The 13,120-nt window shown below is 39.9% G+C and carries 13 protein-coding genes, 2 tRNA genes and 2 rRNA genes (1 of these 17 cut by a window edge); 2 read left to right on the top strand and 15 right to left on the bottom strand.

Annotated elements, in window-relative coordinates:
- The 5 genes from ACLV7W_RS08165 to rlmD form a co-directional block, all read right to left on the bottom strand.
- Nucleotides 1-153, bottom strand: a 23S ribosomal RNA gene (locus ACLV7W_RS08165); it reaches 2,748 nt to the left of the window's first position.
- Nucleotides 154-277: 124 nt separating this feature from the next.
- Nucleotides 278-350: transfer RNA gene (locus ACLV7W_RS08170), tRNA-Ala, on the bottom strand.
- A 51-nt stretch (nucleotides 351-401) separates the two neighbouring features.
- Nucleotides 402-1,947, bottom strand: a 16S ribosomal RNA gene (locus ACLV7W_RS08175).
- The 16S and 23S rRNA genes sit together here with 2 tRNA genes alongside, the layout of an rRNA operon.
- A 242-nt stretch (nucleotides 1,948-2,189) precedes the next feature.
- Nucleotides 2,190-2,261, bottom strand: a tRNA-Glu gene (locus ACLV7W_RS08180).
- 49 nt (nucleotides 2,262-2,310) lie between these two features.
- Nucleotides 2,311-3,678, bottom strand: coding sequence for a 23S rRNA (uracil(1939)-C(5))-methyltransferase RlmD (rlmD, locus tag ACLV7W_RS08185; RefSeq protein WP_411865766.1), 1,368 nt, complete (start codon nucleotides 3,676-3,678; stop codon nucleotides 2,311-2,313).
- Nucleotides 3,679-3,715: 37 nt separating this feature from the next.
- Between rlmD and recX the strand changes: the two genes are divergently transcribed.
- Together recX and ACLV7W_RS08195 are read left to right on the top strand one after the other, a co-directional pair.
- Entirely contained in the window at nucleotides 3,716-4,492 is a 777-nt protein-coding gene (recX, locus tag ACLV7W_RS08190; RefSeq protein ID WP_411865767.1) for a recombination regulator RecX, read from the top strand.
- Between the two features lie 88 nt (nucleotides 4,493-4,580).
- A complete protein-coding gene (locus tag ACLV7W_RS08195) occupies nucleotides 4,581-5,114 on the top strand; it encodes a DUF402 domain-containing protein (RefSeq protein WP_000775316.1) in 534 nt (177 codons plus the stop codon).
- Between the two features lie 363 nt (nucleotides 5,115-5,477).
- Here the strand turns inward: ACLV7W_RS08195 and ACLV7W_RS08200 are convergent, their stop codons facing one another.
- The 10 genes from ACLV7W_RS08200 to ACLV7W_RS08245 form a co-directional block, all read right to left on the bottom strand.
- Entirely contained in the window at nucleotides 5,478-6,335 is an 858-nt protein-coding gene (locus ACLV7W_RS08200) for an Rgg/GadR/MutR family transcriptional regulator (RefSeq protein WP_411865768.1), read from the bottom strand.
- Nucleotides 6,336-6,347: 12 nt separating this feature from the next.
- Entirely contained in the window at nucleotides 6,348-7,121 is a 774-nt protein-coding gene (locus ACLV7W_RS08205; RefSeq protein ID WP_045612826.1) for a class I SAM-dependent methyltransferase, read from the bottom strand.
- A 399-nt stretch (nucleotides 7,122-7,520) separates the two neighbouring features.
- Complete coding sequence (locus tag ACLV7W_RS08210) at nucleotides 7,521-8,288, bottom strand: epoxyqueuosine reductase QueH (protein ID WP_020900987.1); 768 nt, start codon at nucleotides 8,286-8,288, stop codon at nucleotides 7,521-7,523.
- A gap of 134 nt (nucleotides 8,289-8,422) precedes the next feature.
- Entirely contained in the window at nucleotides 8,423-10,045 is a 1,623-nt protein-coding gene (gene groL / locus ACLV7W_RS08215; RefSeq protein ID WP_411865769.1) for a chaperonin GroEL, read from the bottom strand.
- A 15-nt stretch (nucleotides 10,046-10,060) separates the two neighbouring features.
- A complete protein-coding gene (groES, locus tag ACLV7W_RS08220; protein ID WP_000917335.1) occupies nucleotides 10,061-10,345 on the bottom strand; it encodes a co-chaperone GroES in 285 nt (94 codons plus the stop codon).
- Between the two features lie 155 nt (nucleotides 10,346-10,500).
- Complete coding sequence (locus ACLV7W_RS08225; protein WP_173875848.1) at nucleotides 10,501-10,896, bottom strand: single-stranded DNA-binding protein; 396 nt, start codon at nucleotides 10,894-10,896, stop codon at nucleotides 10,501-10,503.
- Nucleotides 10,897-10,973: 77 nt separating this feature from the next.
- Nucleotides 10,974-11,735, bottom strand: coding sequence for an SDR family NAD(P)-dependent oxidoreductase (locus ACLV7W_RS08230; protein WP_173875847.1), 762 nt, complete (start codon nucleotides 11,733-11,735; stop codon nucleotides 10,974-10,976).
- A gap of 41 nt (nucleotides 11,736-11,776) precedes the next feature.
- Entirely contained in the window at nucleotides 11,777-12,403 is a 627-nt protein-coding gene (gene ytpR / locus ACLV7W_RS08235) for a YtpR family tRNA-binding protein (RefSeq protein ID WP_094753572.1), read from the bottom strand.
- Nucleotides 12,404-12,418: 15 nt separating this feature from the next.
- Nucleotides 12,419-12,736: a thioredoxin family protein gene (locus ACLV7W_RS08240; RefSeq protein WP_094753573.1), complete on the bottom strand. Its 318-nt coding sequence runs from the start codon at nucleotides 12,734-12,736 to the stop codon at nucleotides 12,419-12,421.
- Nucleotides 12,733-13,032, bottom strand: coding sequence for a DUF4651 domain-containing protein (locus tag ACLV7W_RS08245; protein WP_153209849.1), 300 nt, complete (start codon nucleotides 13,030-13,032; stop codon nucleotides 12,733-12,735). Before ACLV7W_RS08245 ends, ACLV7W_RS08240 begins: the two co-directional genes overlap by 4 nt.
- Between the last annotated feature and the right edge of the window lie 88 nt (nucleotides 13,033-13,120).

Here is a 13,120-nt window from a genome sequence, read left to right on the forward strand (position 1 = left end):
TGCGGGTAACAGGTAGTACCTGTTGGGTTCCCCCATTCGGAAATCCCTGGATCATCGCTTACTTACAGCTACCCAAGGCATATCGTCGTTTGTCACGTCCTTCTTCGGCTCCTAGTGCCAAGGCATCCACCGTGCGCCCTTATTAACTTAACCTTATTTTCTGACCTTTCAGTCATAAACTCTTATTAATACTACAGCGTTTTCGGTTTATTTTCTTGTTACTATTTGATATAGATATTCAATTTTCAATGTGCATTACTTGGTGATCTCTCACCAATGGAGCCTAGCGGGATCGAACCGCTGACCTCCTGCGTGCAAAGCAGGCGCTCTCCCAGCTGAGCTAAGGCCCCACAAGACCTCTCAAGACTAAACAAGACCAATGCGCAGTTCCTTATCCTTAGAAAGGAGGTGATCCAGCCGCACCTTCCGATACGGCTACCTTGTTACGACTTCACCCCAATCATCTATCCCACCTTAGGCGGCTGGCTCCTTACGGTTACCTCACCGACTTCGGGTGTTACAAACTCTCGTGGTGTGACGGGCGGTGTGTACAAGGCCCGGGAACGTATTCACCGCGGCGTGCTGATCCGCGATTACTAGCGATTCCGACTTCATGTAGGCGAGTTGCAGCCTACAATCCGAACTGAGACTGGCTTTAAGGGATTAGCTTGCCGTCACCGGCTTGCGACTCGTTGTACCAGCCATTGTAGCACGTGTGTAGCCCAGGTCATAAGGGGCATGATGATTTGACGTCATCCCCACCTTCCTCCGGTTTATTACCGGCAGTCTCGCTAGAGTGCCCAACTGAATGATGGCAACTAACAATAGGGGTTGCGCTCGTTGCGGGACTTAACCCAACATCTCACGACACGAGCTGACGACAACCATGCACCACCTGTCACCTCTGTCCCGAAGGAAAACTCTATCTCTAGAGCGGTCAGAGGGATGTCAAGACCTGGTAAGGTTCTTCGCGTTGCTTCGAATTAAACCACATGCTCCACCGCTTGTGCGGGCCCCCGTCAATTCCTTTGAGTTTCAACCTTGCGGTCGTACTCCCCAGGCGGAGTGCTTAATGCGTTAGCTGCGGCACTAAACCCCGGAAAGGGTCTAACACCTAGCACTCATCGTTTACGGCGTGGACTACCAGGGTATCTAATCCTGTTTGCTCCCCACGCTTTCGAGCCTCAGCGTCAGTTACAAGCCAGAGAGCCGCTTTCGCCACCGGTGTTCCTCCATATATCTACGCATTTCACCGCTACACATGGAATTCCACTCTCCCCTCTTGCACTCAAGTTAAACAGTTTCCAAAGCGTACTATGGTTAAGCCACAGCCTTTAACTTCAGACTTATCTAACCGCCTGCGCTCGCTTTACGCCCAATAAATCCGGACAACGCTCGGGACCTACGTATTACCGCGGCTGCTGGCACGTAGTTAGCCGTCCCTTTCTGGTAAGATACCGTCACAGTGTGAACTTTCCACTCTCACACTCGTTCTTCTCTTACAACAGAGCTTTACGATCCGAAAACCTTCTTCACTCACGCGGCGTTGCTCGGTCAGACTTCCGTCCATTGCCGAAGATTCCCTACTGCTGCCTCCCGTAGGAGTCTGGGCCGTGTCTCAGTCCCAGTGTGGCCGATCACCCTCTCAGGTCGGCTATGTATCGTCGCCTTGGTGAGCCGTTACCCCACCAACTAGCTAATACAACGCAGGTCCATCTGGTAGTGATGCAATTGCACCTTTTAAGCAAATGTCATGCAACATCTACTGTTATGCGGTATTAGCTATCGTTTCCAATAGTTATCCCCCACTACCAGGCAGGTTACCTACGCGTTACTCACCCGTTCGCAACTCATCCGGAGAAGCAAGCTCCTCCTTCAGCGTTCTACTTGCATGTATTAGGCACGCCGCCAGCGTTCGTCCTGAGCCAGGATCAAACTCTCATTAAAAGTTTGAGTTCTCACTCATTTCTGTCACTGACAGATTTATTGTTTTTTTCATTGTTCAGTACTACAACCTTAGTTGTAGTGCCCTGCACATTGGTTCGTCTTGTTCAGTTTTCAAAGGTCTTTGTCACTCGCTTCTCTCAAGCGACAACTATATTAGTATATCACAGGCACTTTCGCTTGTCAACACTTTTTTGAAACTTTTTTGAACTTTTTTCATCAAGTGTTCCATCCGCAACATACCATAGTCCGTACGGGATTCGAACCCGTGTTACCGCCGTGAAAAGGCGGTGTCTTAACCCCTTGACCAACGGACCAGAGTTGGTGTTTTCAACTCTTACTATTATACCGACTTTTCTAACTTTGTCAACTACTTTTTCCTATTTTTTTAATTAATTTTACAACTGCTTCCGTTCGAGCTGTATGTGGGAACATATCGACCGACTGGATATAATGAAGATCATAGACTTCTACTAACTTTACCAAATCACGAGCCAAGGTCGAAACATTACAAGAAATATAGACCATTTTTTCTGGTACATAGGTAAGAATTGTATCTAATAACTTATCATCCAGACCTGTACGTGGTGGATCTACAATCAGAGCATCTGCTCGGTAGCCTTCTCTATACCAGCGAGGAATAATCTCTTCCGCTGTTCCTGCTTCGTAATGTGTGTTGTCAAATCCCATTCTTTTAGCATTTCGCTTAGCATCTTCAATGGCTTCTGGAATAATATCCATACCTCTGAGTGTTTTAACTTTCTTTGCGAAGGCAAATCCAATCGTTCCAACTCCACAATAAGCGTCAATCAAATGGTCTTCTTTATCAACATCCAGCGCTTTTACCGCCTCGCTATAGAGGACTTCTGTTTGCTCAGGATTTAGTTGATAGAATGCTCGAGGGGATAGTGAAAATTCATAATCAAGAACACCTTCTTGAATACTCTCTTCTCCCCAGATAATCTCTGTATTTTCACCATAAATCTCACTGGTTTTAGCTGTATTTGTATTAACAGCTACTGTCACAACTTCTGGAAAATGATTAACTAAGTCTTTTACTAGTTGGGTTAAATTAAGCTGACGGTTTGTAACAATAATAATCTGAACCTGTCCAGTCTTTCTTGCTCGTCGAACCATTATTGTTCTAACACCTAGAACTTTTCTCTCATCCGTGATTGGAATCTGGTGATAAGTAAGTAATTCTGCTAGACGATTAGCAATCACTTGGGTTTCCTTGTCTTGTACCAGGCAGTCTTTCAACTCTACTAAATAATGAGAGTTTTGTGCATATAAGCCCGCCTTGACCTGATTCTTAAATTTTCGAGTCTGAAATTGTAACTTAGCACGGTAGTACTTTGGTTCCTGCATACCAATCGTCGGGCGGATTTCATAATTTTCATATCCTGCAGGGGCAAATTTTTTCAGCGCTTGATGAAGCAAGTCCGTCTTGAACTCCAGTTGCTTATCATAATGCAAGTGCATGATTTGGCAGCCTCCGCAATCATTGTAAATAGTACATGCTGGCACAACACGGAATTTAGACTTCTTGTTGACCTTCAGTAATTTTGCCTCTACAAAGTTACGTTTAATAGAAGTAATCTGACAATAGATATCTTCACCTTTGAGAGCACCAGGCACAAAGACTAAGGTTTTTTGATAAAAGCCGATTCCCTCACCATTAATTCCCATGCGCTTGATTTTTAATGGTATTTTTTGTTTCACTTTCAGATTCATACCCCTATCTTATCACATTTTGAGTTATAATAGAACTATGAAAATCACAAAACTTGAAAAGAAAAAAAGACTCTATCTGATGGAGCTTGATAACGGCGACAAATGCTACATTACTGAAGATACTATTGTTCGTTTTATGTTATCAAGAGATAAGGTTATAAGCCAAGAAGAATTGAAAGAGATTCAGGACTTTGCTCAATTTTCTCATGGTAAGAATCTAGCACTCTACCACCTATCCTTTAAAGCACGCACTGAAAAAGAGGTTAGAGAATATCTGAAAAAATACGATATTGATGAGAACATAATTTCTCAAGTCATTGCTAATCTTAAAGAAGATAAGTGGATTAATGATGGCCAGTACGCTTATGCTATCATCAATGACAATCAACTTTCAGGAGACAAGGGGCCTTATGTACTGACTCAGAAACTAACACAAAAAGGGATTTCAAAATCCACTATAGAAGAGATCTTGAATGATTTTGATTTTTCGGAAGTTGCTCAACGTGTAGCTAATAAACTATTGAAAAAATATGAGGGAAAACTTCCAGCTCGTGCCTTGCAAGATAAGATTATCCAAAACTTGACCAACAAGGGCTTCTCTTACTCTGATGCTAAAAGTGCCTTTGACGACTTGGATAGTCAAGTCGACCAAGAAACGACTCAGGAACTCATCTCCAAGGAACTTGATAAGCAATATGCTAAGTATGCTCGAAAGTATGAAGGATACGAACTTAAACAGCGTTTAACTCAAGTTTTAGCTCGAAAAGGCTACGATTTTTCGGATATAGCAAGCGCTCTCAGAGAATATCTTTAATATTTTCATGTAAAATTCACAGATTTTAGGTAATTTTATGGTACAATAGTAAACGATAAACTTATAAATTGTAGAAAGTTGGTTAGTTATGAAGCTTCCAAAAGAAGGCGACTTTATTACAATTCAAAGTTATAAGCATGATGGGAGTCTCCACCGAACTTGGCGGGACACCATGGTACTAAAAACAACAGAAAACGCCATTATTGGTGTCAACGATCATACACTGGTTACCGAAAGTGATGGTCGTCGTTGGGTCACTCGAGAACCGGCTATTGTTTACTTTCACAAGAAATATTGGTTTAATATCATTGCCATGATTCGCGATAATGGAATTTCCTACTATTGCAATATGGCTAGCCCCTACTATCTGGATGAAGAAGCACTGAAGTATATTGATTATGATTTGGATGTTAAAATTTTTACAGATGGGGAAAAACGTCTCTTGGACGTTGAGGAGTATGAGCGTCACAAACGCAAAATGAATTATTCTGATGACTTGGACTATATTTTAAAAGAACATGTCAAAATTCTTGTTGATTGGATTAACAATGGACGTGGTCCTTTCTCAGAAGCCTATGTAAACATTTGGTACAAGCGCTATGTAGAACTAAAGAATCGGTAAAGTTGTCAAAGGTCAGGAACAAAATCCTGACCTTGTTTTTTTTGATAGTGTAAAATAAGTTGTGTAGACACAAAAAAAGGAATAAATCTATTATAGTAGAGTTACAACACATTACTAGAAAGAGATTTATGCAGAATTCGCGAAATATATAAAACAAATAGACATACTGATATTTTTTAATATCTTTGTTCATTGTAAATTTACAATAAACTTATATCGTTTAATACAAAAAATACGAAGATGATTAGTATAAAAAAATACAGGTCAACTTCGTATCAAATAATTTATTTTTTGTATTTCCACCTAACATCAATCATTTAGTACAACATTTTAAAAATAATATCTTTACAGAGAAAATGCTATTTAATCTACCAACTCATTTAATCGTTTTTTAAAATATAACGCAATATTTTTAGACTCAATAAACTCAAAATATTTAATAACATTTTTCATTTGCTTAATTCCAGATTCTTTAGATTCTGTCAAGTATATTTTATATCCTTCTACAAATTTGAATGTAGATTTTTCAAAAACTTTTGTGTCATCTTTTAATAATTTCTTTAATTTCATTTCAAAGAAGTCTGCATATATTAGATGTGAATTTTCAAGGCAACAGAACCAAAAATTTAAACAAGCTGACACAACTAAATTTCTATTCTTGCCGATTTTTTCGTAATAATGTGTACGCTCTAGTATTTCTTTTCCAACCCTGTAAATATAATCTATTTCAAAAAGATGATATAAATTACCAATCAGCGTTATCTCATAGGACTCCCATCGTTCCTTCTGGAATAAATAGTCATATACTAAATTTAGATCTTCTCTACTAACTACATAATTACAATCTATCTGATTTAATAATCCCTGAACCATAATTGTATTTATTTTATGAGTTTTTTCCCCACTCTTCTCAAAAAATTTTTGTTGCTCATTTTTTATTTCCTCCAATCCTTTAGTATTCAAACTATAAAAATTCGGAGATAAATTAACCAAAAAATCATCAAGCTCCGTTCTTTTATAATGTTCTAGGTGATTACAAAAATTCTCTATCGAAACATTGATATTTGATAATAATTTAAAGAACGTTGAAAGAGAAATTTCATTTTCTCCTCTTTCAAATCTAGAAAGTTGAGATTTTGATATAGAATCAGCTGCAGCATACTCTAAAGAATATCCGTTTAATTTTCTAAAATATCGAAAAGCTTCTCCATAATTTTTCACAATTTCGTTCCCTTAACTTTCTTTTCTAGCGATAAACATACCATATTCTTTAGGAATGATCAACATACCATTATTAAACTCACTTTCCAATCTTTTACGTATTATTTCCTCTTCTAGTGAGCCTATTTCTGAAATTCCTTTAAACGATTGGATGTATTTAACTAGGTCATCTATACTAGTTACCTGTAACTCATCATCATAGAGTAATGTATCGACAGAGTTAAAATACCTACTCAGGTACCTTTTACCATTTTGTAAAGTAAACGTTTTATTTTCTAAATCTTGATTAACCTCATCTTTAAATAAACTTGCCAAATAATTTACAACTCCATTTTCACCAAATGTAGCACAGTAAAAAATTCCTCCGGTTTTTAAGACCCTATTTACCTCAGAGAGAGCTTTAGGAATATCATTCACATGATGTAAAAGCATATTAGCAATAACAATATCAAACGTTTCATTCTCAAAAGAAATCTTTTGAATATCCATTATCTCATAGTTGACATTGTCTCTATTTCCAATCACTGAATTCGTTGATTTTACCATATCTTTAGAAAAATCTGTAACAACCAACTGCTTCATTTTATCTATAGAATCACTATTACTTTTCCACAGTTCTCCTGTACCACATCCCAATTCTAGAACCTTTACTTCATCAGTGATTTGGTAGTTAGAAAATATCCAATTATTAAATCCCAATTTATTTTTTGAATACTTCTTATGTAATTCTACTCGAATATCAAGATTATCATGACTTTTATATTGTTCAATTACTTTATCAATCATTTTAAATGACCTCCACTCTATAATTTGACATTATATCACAAGAATAAAGATAGTGTTAAATAAGTTGTATAAATGCAAAAAAGGAATATTCCGTTATAGCAACGTTGTAACACATTTCTATAAAGAAATTTATTCCTAAGACTCAGTTTAGCATGCTTAACTTCCTAACTCAAAAACAAAGCACCGATTAATTTATCCGTTCTTCTTTTGAAACAGATTTGAACTGATAATTGCTCGTTTTAATTTAAAAAGCTCTTTTGAGCAAAACTTAATTTTTTTAAGAGTCCAAGGCTTGTTGAAGACTCACAAGCCTTGGACTAGAAATTCAAAGATTGGTCCAGCAATTTCTGTCTATCGCTTTTCTACTAGCAAAAAACCTACCTTGAGACAAGTTTTCATTTATATATCTAATTTTGTAACTGTAAATTTGATATGGGAATAGTCTTTTTCAACGTCCTTATCCAGTAAGAAAGCCGTGGCGTCCTTCTTAACCTGAACCAAATCAATATTCTGAGCCTGGGCTGCATAGACGCATCCACAATAACATTGACGGTAGATGTCATACTCTTCACACATCTCTACTGAACGTTTGTAGCCTTGATTTTTCTTGAAATCACTTGGAAGATAATGGGTTGTATAAATTTTTTGCACATCGATTCCGATGCTGTTAATGGTTTGAGAATTCTTATGAGGACTGATGGTCAAGGCTGAGCCAAAGTAGTCAAATCCCAAGTCCATAGCCACTTGAGCTGTCTTATCCAATCGGTAGTCAAAGCAAACCTTGCAACGGTCGCCTCCTTCAGGCTCTTCTTCCAAACCTCGAACCAGTTTACGATATTCGTTAGGTTCATAAGGGGCTTCTAGGTATTGAACGTTATTGCCAGTTCGCTCATTGAAATCACTGACAAACTTTTTAGTCACATAGGCACGCTTATGGTATTCTGCCTTGGGATGGATATTAGAATTGGCAAAATAGATGGTCACATCTGCATACTTGGTCAAATATTCGAGGGTATAGGTACTGCAAGGGGCACAGCAAACATGCATGAGAATGGTTGGCCGTTGCTCATTTTTCTCCCATACTTGTACCATCTTCTGCATGACACGGTCATAATTAATCTTCTGATTAGGGTTCATCTTGCTCAGAATTTCTTCTACATCGATCATGTTCTTCTCCTTTTTCTAGTCTTATTTTATCATATAAGTTAGGAGAGCTCAAATCAATTTAGAAGTGAATATCATAAAAAGGAGGAATAGGCATTCCCTCCTTTTGTGTTTTTTATAAGTTTCTTTCTGAAAGCTTACATCATCCCACCCATCATGCTTGGATCCATTGCTGGAGTTGGGGCCAGTGGTTCTGGTTTATTGGCTACGACTGCTTCTGTTGTCAAAATCAAGCTGGCTACAGATGCCGCATTTTGTAGGGCTGAACGACTCACTTTAACTGGGTCGATAATCCCTTGATCAATCATGTTAACCCATTCGCCAGTTGCTGCGTTAAAACCTGTACCAAGCTCGGCATTTTTCAAACGATCGATAACGATTGAACCTTCGAATCCTGCATTGTGGGCAATTTGACGGACTGGTTCTTCCAATGCACGGAGAACAATATTGCGGCCTGTTGCTTCGTCTCCTGTTAATTCCAAATCAGCTACGGCAGGGATAACATTTACAAGGGCTGTTCCACCACCTGCAACGATTCCTTCTTCAACAGCTGCACGAGTAGCGTTGAGGGCATCTTCAATGCGGAGTTTCATTTCTTTCAACTCAGTTTCAGTTGCAGCTCCGACCTTGATGACTGCTACACCACCTGACAATTTTGCCAAGCGTTCTTGTAATTTTTCACGGTCAAATTCAGAAGTTGTGGTTTCGATTTGAGACTTGATAACTGCAACACGGTGAGAAATCGCTTCAGGATTTCCAGCACCTTCTACGATAACAGTGCTATCTTTGTCGACAGATACTCTCGCTGCTTGACCAAGAGCTTCAATTGTCGCATCTTTCAACTCAAGACCAAGGTCTTCTGTGATAACTGTTCCGCCTGTCAAGATGGCAATGTCTTCAAGCATGGCTTTGCGACGGTCACCAAAACCAGGTGCCTTGACTGCTACCACATTGAAGGTTCCACGAATCTTGTTCAAAACAAGAGTTGGAAGAGCTTCGCCATCCACATCATCCGCAATAATCAAGAGTGGACGATTGCTTTGGAGAATACTTTCTAGGAGTGGCAAGATTTCTTGGATATTTGAAATCTTCTTATCGGTAATCAAAATGTATGGATTTTCAAGGTCAGCTACCATTTTTTCGCTATCTGTCACCATGTACTGTGAAAGATAACCGCGGTCAAACTGCATTCCTTCCACAACTTCAAGTTCTGTTTCCATACCACGTGACTCTTCGATTGTGATGACACCGTCTTTGCCAACTTTTTCCATGGCTTCAGAAATGTATTCGCCTACTTTTTCGGAACGAGAAGAGACGGCAGCAACCTGAGCGATAGCTTCTTTGTTGGCAACAGGGATGGCGTTGTTTTTCAAGGCTTCAACTGCTGCAGCAACTGCTGTTTCAATCCCACGACGAATACCGATTGGACTTGCACCTGCTGTGACGTTTTTGATTCCTTCACGGACGATTGCTTGGGTCAAAACAGTTGCAGTTGTAGTCCCATCACCTGCAATATCATTGGTTTTTGAAGCTACTTCTGATACCAATTTGGCACCCATATTTTCAAAATGGTCTTCCAATTCGATTTCTTTGGCAATAGTTACACCGTCATTGGTAATGAGTGGTGAACCGAATGATTTTTCAAGAACAACATTGCGGCCTTTTGGTCCCAAGGTTACTTTAACAGTGTCTGCAAGGATATCGACACCACGGACCATAGCTGAACGGGCATCTGATGAAAATTTAATTTCTTTTGACATACTTACTTTCTCCTTCTATTCTTCAATGATTGCCAAGATGTTAGCTTCGCCTACGATGATGTACTTTTCATCGCCATCTTTGACATCGAGACCTGCGTGAGCTTCAACTAAGACACGGTCTCCAGCTTTAACACTTGGAGCAACCAAGTCACCGTTCAAGGTACGAACACCTTGTCCAGTAGCCACTACTGTAGCTGTTTTCGTTTCTTCTTGGGCTGATTTTGCGAGGACAAAGCCTCCAACAGTTTGTTCTTTTTCTTCAATTTTCAAGACCACACGGTCTCCTAATGGTTTCAACATCTGATTTCCTCCATAATGAGATAGATATTATTAGCACTCTTTATACCTAAGTGCTAAATCATAGTTCTATTGTATCACTTGGTCAGAAATAGTCAAGAAAAAAGTCTGACTTTCTCAAGATAAAAAGCCTGAGACAAACTCAGACTTTTCGATGTTTAAAATGGCAATTCTTCCTCTTCCAAAACCAAATCTGCCAAATCCTTCCCTGCGTTATTTTCTCGCATAGCACGTTGGGCACGACTTTCCAAGAGTTGGAATCCTGTGACAAGGACTTCGGTCACGTAGTTCATCTGACCGTTTTTCTCAAAACGACGGGTACGTAATTCTCCATCCACAGAAATAAGACTACCTTTGGTTGCGTAGCTTGCCAAAGTTTCTGCTAGTCTACCCCATAAAACCATATTAACAAAATCAGCTTCGCGTTCACCGTTTTGGTCTTTGTAACGACGGTTCACAGCGATCGTTGCGCGCGCTACTGACTTGTCATTATTGGTTTTGTGCAATTCTGGTGTAGACGTTAAACGTCCAATCATGATAACTTTATTATACATATTTTCTTCCTCCTACTTATCTATTCGTAGGAAATCAAAAAAAGTTACAGAAATTTGTAACTTTTCGAGAAAATTTTTTAGTTTTTATGAACCATGAAACCTGTCGCCTGTTGATTGGCCATAATGGTCATATCTGTAATCTGAACACGACGAGGTTGACTGGTCACATAGACTACTGTGTCGGCGATGTCCGGTGCCTGCAAGGCTTCGATCCCCTGATAAACCGTCGCAGCCCGCTCTTTGTCACCATGAAAACGCACTGTAGAAAAATCTGTTTCGACAATTCCAGGCTGAATGGTCGTCACCTTGATATCCGTTGCAATGGTATCAATTCGCAGACCATCTGAAAAGGTCTTAACTGCTGCCTTGGTAGCTGAATAAACTGCTGCACCTGCATAGGCGTAGATTCCTGCGGTTGACCCCATGTTGATGATATGTCCTTGATTGGCTTTTACCATTGTTGGCAAGAAACAGCGAGTGACTGCCATCAAACCTTTGACATTGGTATCCAACATAGTTAACATATCCAACTCTTCATAGTCTTGATAAGGTGCTAAACCTAGAGCCAGTCCGGCATTGTTGACCAGAATTTCAATCTGACCTATCGTTTCTAGAATATCAGAGCATACAGTCTTTACCATGGTCATATCCGTGACATCTAGGGGAAAAGTCCAAACTGTTTGATTTGGAAAAGTTTCTGCAAACTCCGACTTGAGGGTTTCTAGTCTGTCTATCCGTCGTCCAGTTAGAACGACATTCTCACCCTGCTCTAGATAAGCACGCGCAATCGCTTCACCAATTCCTGATGTCGCTCCTGTAATCACTACATTTTTTGCCATCTTATTTCCTTCTATCTGGTCTATCAGATACTGACAATTTCTTAGGCAGTCCAGTGTTTAGCTGGGTCGAATGGTGTTCCGACAACTTGATCTTCTGATAATTCAATAATACCACGTTTTTGCGGAGCATTTGGCAGATGCAATTCACGAGGGCTACACATCATACCAAAACTCTTTTCGCCACGAAGTTCGCCTGGGAAAATGAGATTGCCTTTTGGCATCATAGCTCCCGGAAGAGCCACAATGGTTTTCAGACCGACACGCGCATTAGGAGCCCCTGCAACGATTTGTACTGTCTTGTCACTTGCGACTGCAACTTGGCAGATGTTGAGGTGGTCACTATCAGGATGAGCTACCATCTCGACAATCTCACCAACAACAAACTTAGGTTCCTTGTCATTGACAATTTCTTCTGTAAAACCTTCCGCCTGTAATTCTTGGTTCAAACGAGCGGCTTGCTCATCTGATAAAAAGACTTGACCGCGCTCTGCAATTTCAAATAAACTTGAAACTTCGAAAATATTCCAAGCTACTGTTTCCCCATTATCTTTTAGAAAAACACGGGCTACATTTCCTTTGCGTTCCACTTCCAGTTTGGCATCTCCGCTGTTTTTCACGATGACCATAAGGACATCACCGACATGTTCTTTGTTATATGTAAAAATCATTGTTTCCTTTTTCTCCTATTTCAATCCTGCTAAAAAGTCATTAATTTGTTGCTTGCTTTTACGGTCACGATTAACAAAACGGCCGATTTCCTTGTCCTTTTCTAGAACAACAAGGCTAGGGATTCCATAAACATCCCAAAGTTTGGCCAATTCTATATACTGGTCTCGGTCCACTCGAATAAAGGTGAACTCAGGATTGGTCTCCTCAATTTCTGGCAATGCAGGGTAGATATAACGACAATCGCCACACCAGTCCGCCACAAAAAGAAAGACCTTCTTCCCATCTTTTTCTACTAAAGATGCCAATTCTTCTAAACTTGCTGGTTGTATCATAAGACTTCCTCCTCATAGATCAGGTCTTCATTTTCATAGACAAAGGTATAATGACGGCCATCCTCAAAGATTACGCCACCAACCAAGCTCTCCAGACTACTTTCATAAACTTGAACATAGAGGGTCGCAATTTCCCCCATGTCTGAAAAATAGTCTCGCACAATCGCTGTCAACTCTTCCTGAGTCTTCATGAGCTTGCGGTCATCTGCAACTTTTTTCGTAGCAAGGGCAAGGCTTCCAATACCAAGCAGAGCCAAGCCTGCCATCCACATTTTTTTAGCTTTCATACCATTCATTTTAACACAAAAAACGCTTCAGGACAAATGAGGAAGCAGCAGAAAAGCAAGTAAAAAGTCCCTTCCTTGAAGGAAAAGGACTTCTTAT

The sequence above is a fragment of the Streptococcus mitis genome (assembly GCF_965111735.1).
Lineage (GTDB): Bacteria > Bacillota > Bacilli > Lactobacillales > Streptococcaceae > Streptococcus > Streptococcus mitis_DR.

Coding starts and splice junctions, on each gene's coding strand:
- rlmD (WP_411865766.1), bottom strand. CDS start 3,678: ATGAATCTGAAAGTGAAACAAAAAATACCATTAAAAATCAAGCGCATG.
- recX (WP_411865767.1), top strand. CDS start 3,716: ATGAAAATCACAAAACTTGAAAAGAAAAAAAGACTCTATCTGATGGAG.
- ACLV7W_RS08195 (WP_000775316.1), top strand. CDS start 4,581: ATGAAGCTTCCAAAAGAAGGCGACTTTATTACAATTCAAAGTTATAAG.
- ACLV7W_RS08205 (WP_045612826.1), bottom strand. CDS start 7,121: ATGATTGATAAAGTAATTGAACAATATAAAAGTCATGATAATCTTGAT.
- ACLV7W_RS08210 (WP_020900987.1), bottom strand. CDS start 8,288: ATGATCGATGTAGAAGAAATTCTGAGCAAGATGAACCCTAATCAGAAG.
- groL (WP_411865769.1), bottom strand. CDS start 10,045: ATGTCAAAAGAAATTAAATTTTCATCAGATGCCCGTTCAGCTATGGTC.
- groES (WP_000917335.1), bottom strand. CDS start 10,345: ATGTTGAAACCATTAGGAGACCGTGTGGTCTTGAAAATTGAAGAAAAA.
- ACLV7W_RS08225 (WP_173875848.1), bottom strand. CDS start 10,896: ATGTATAATAAAGTTATCATGATTGGACGTTTAACGTCTACACCAGAA.
- ACLV7W_RS08230 (WP_173875847.1), bottom strand. CDS start 11,735: ATGGCAAAAAATGTAGTGATTACAGGAGCGACATCAGGAATTGGTGAA.
- ytpR (WP_094753572.1), bottom strand. CDS start 12,403: ATGATTTTTACATATAACAAAGAACATGTCGGTGATGTCCTTATGGTC.
- ACLV7W_RS08240 (WP_094753573.1), bottom strand. CDS start 12,736: ATGATACAACCAGCAAGTTTAGAAGAATTGGCATCTTTAGTAGAAAAA.
- ACLV7W_RS08245 (WP_153209849.1), bottom strand. CDS start 13,032: ATGAATGGTATGAAAGCTAAAAAAATGTGGATGGCAGGCTTGGCTCTG.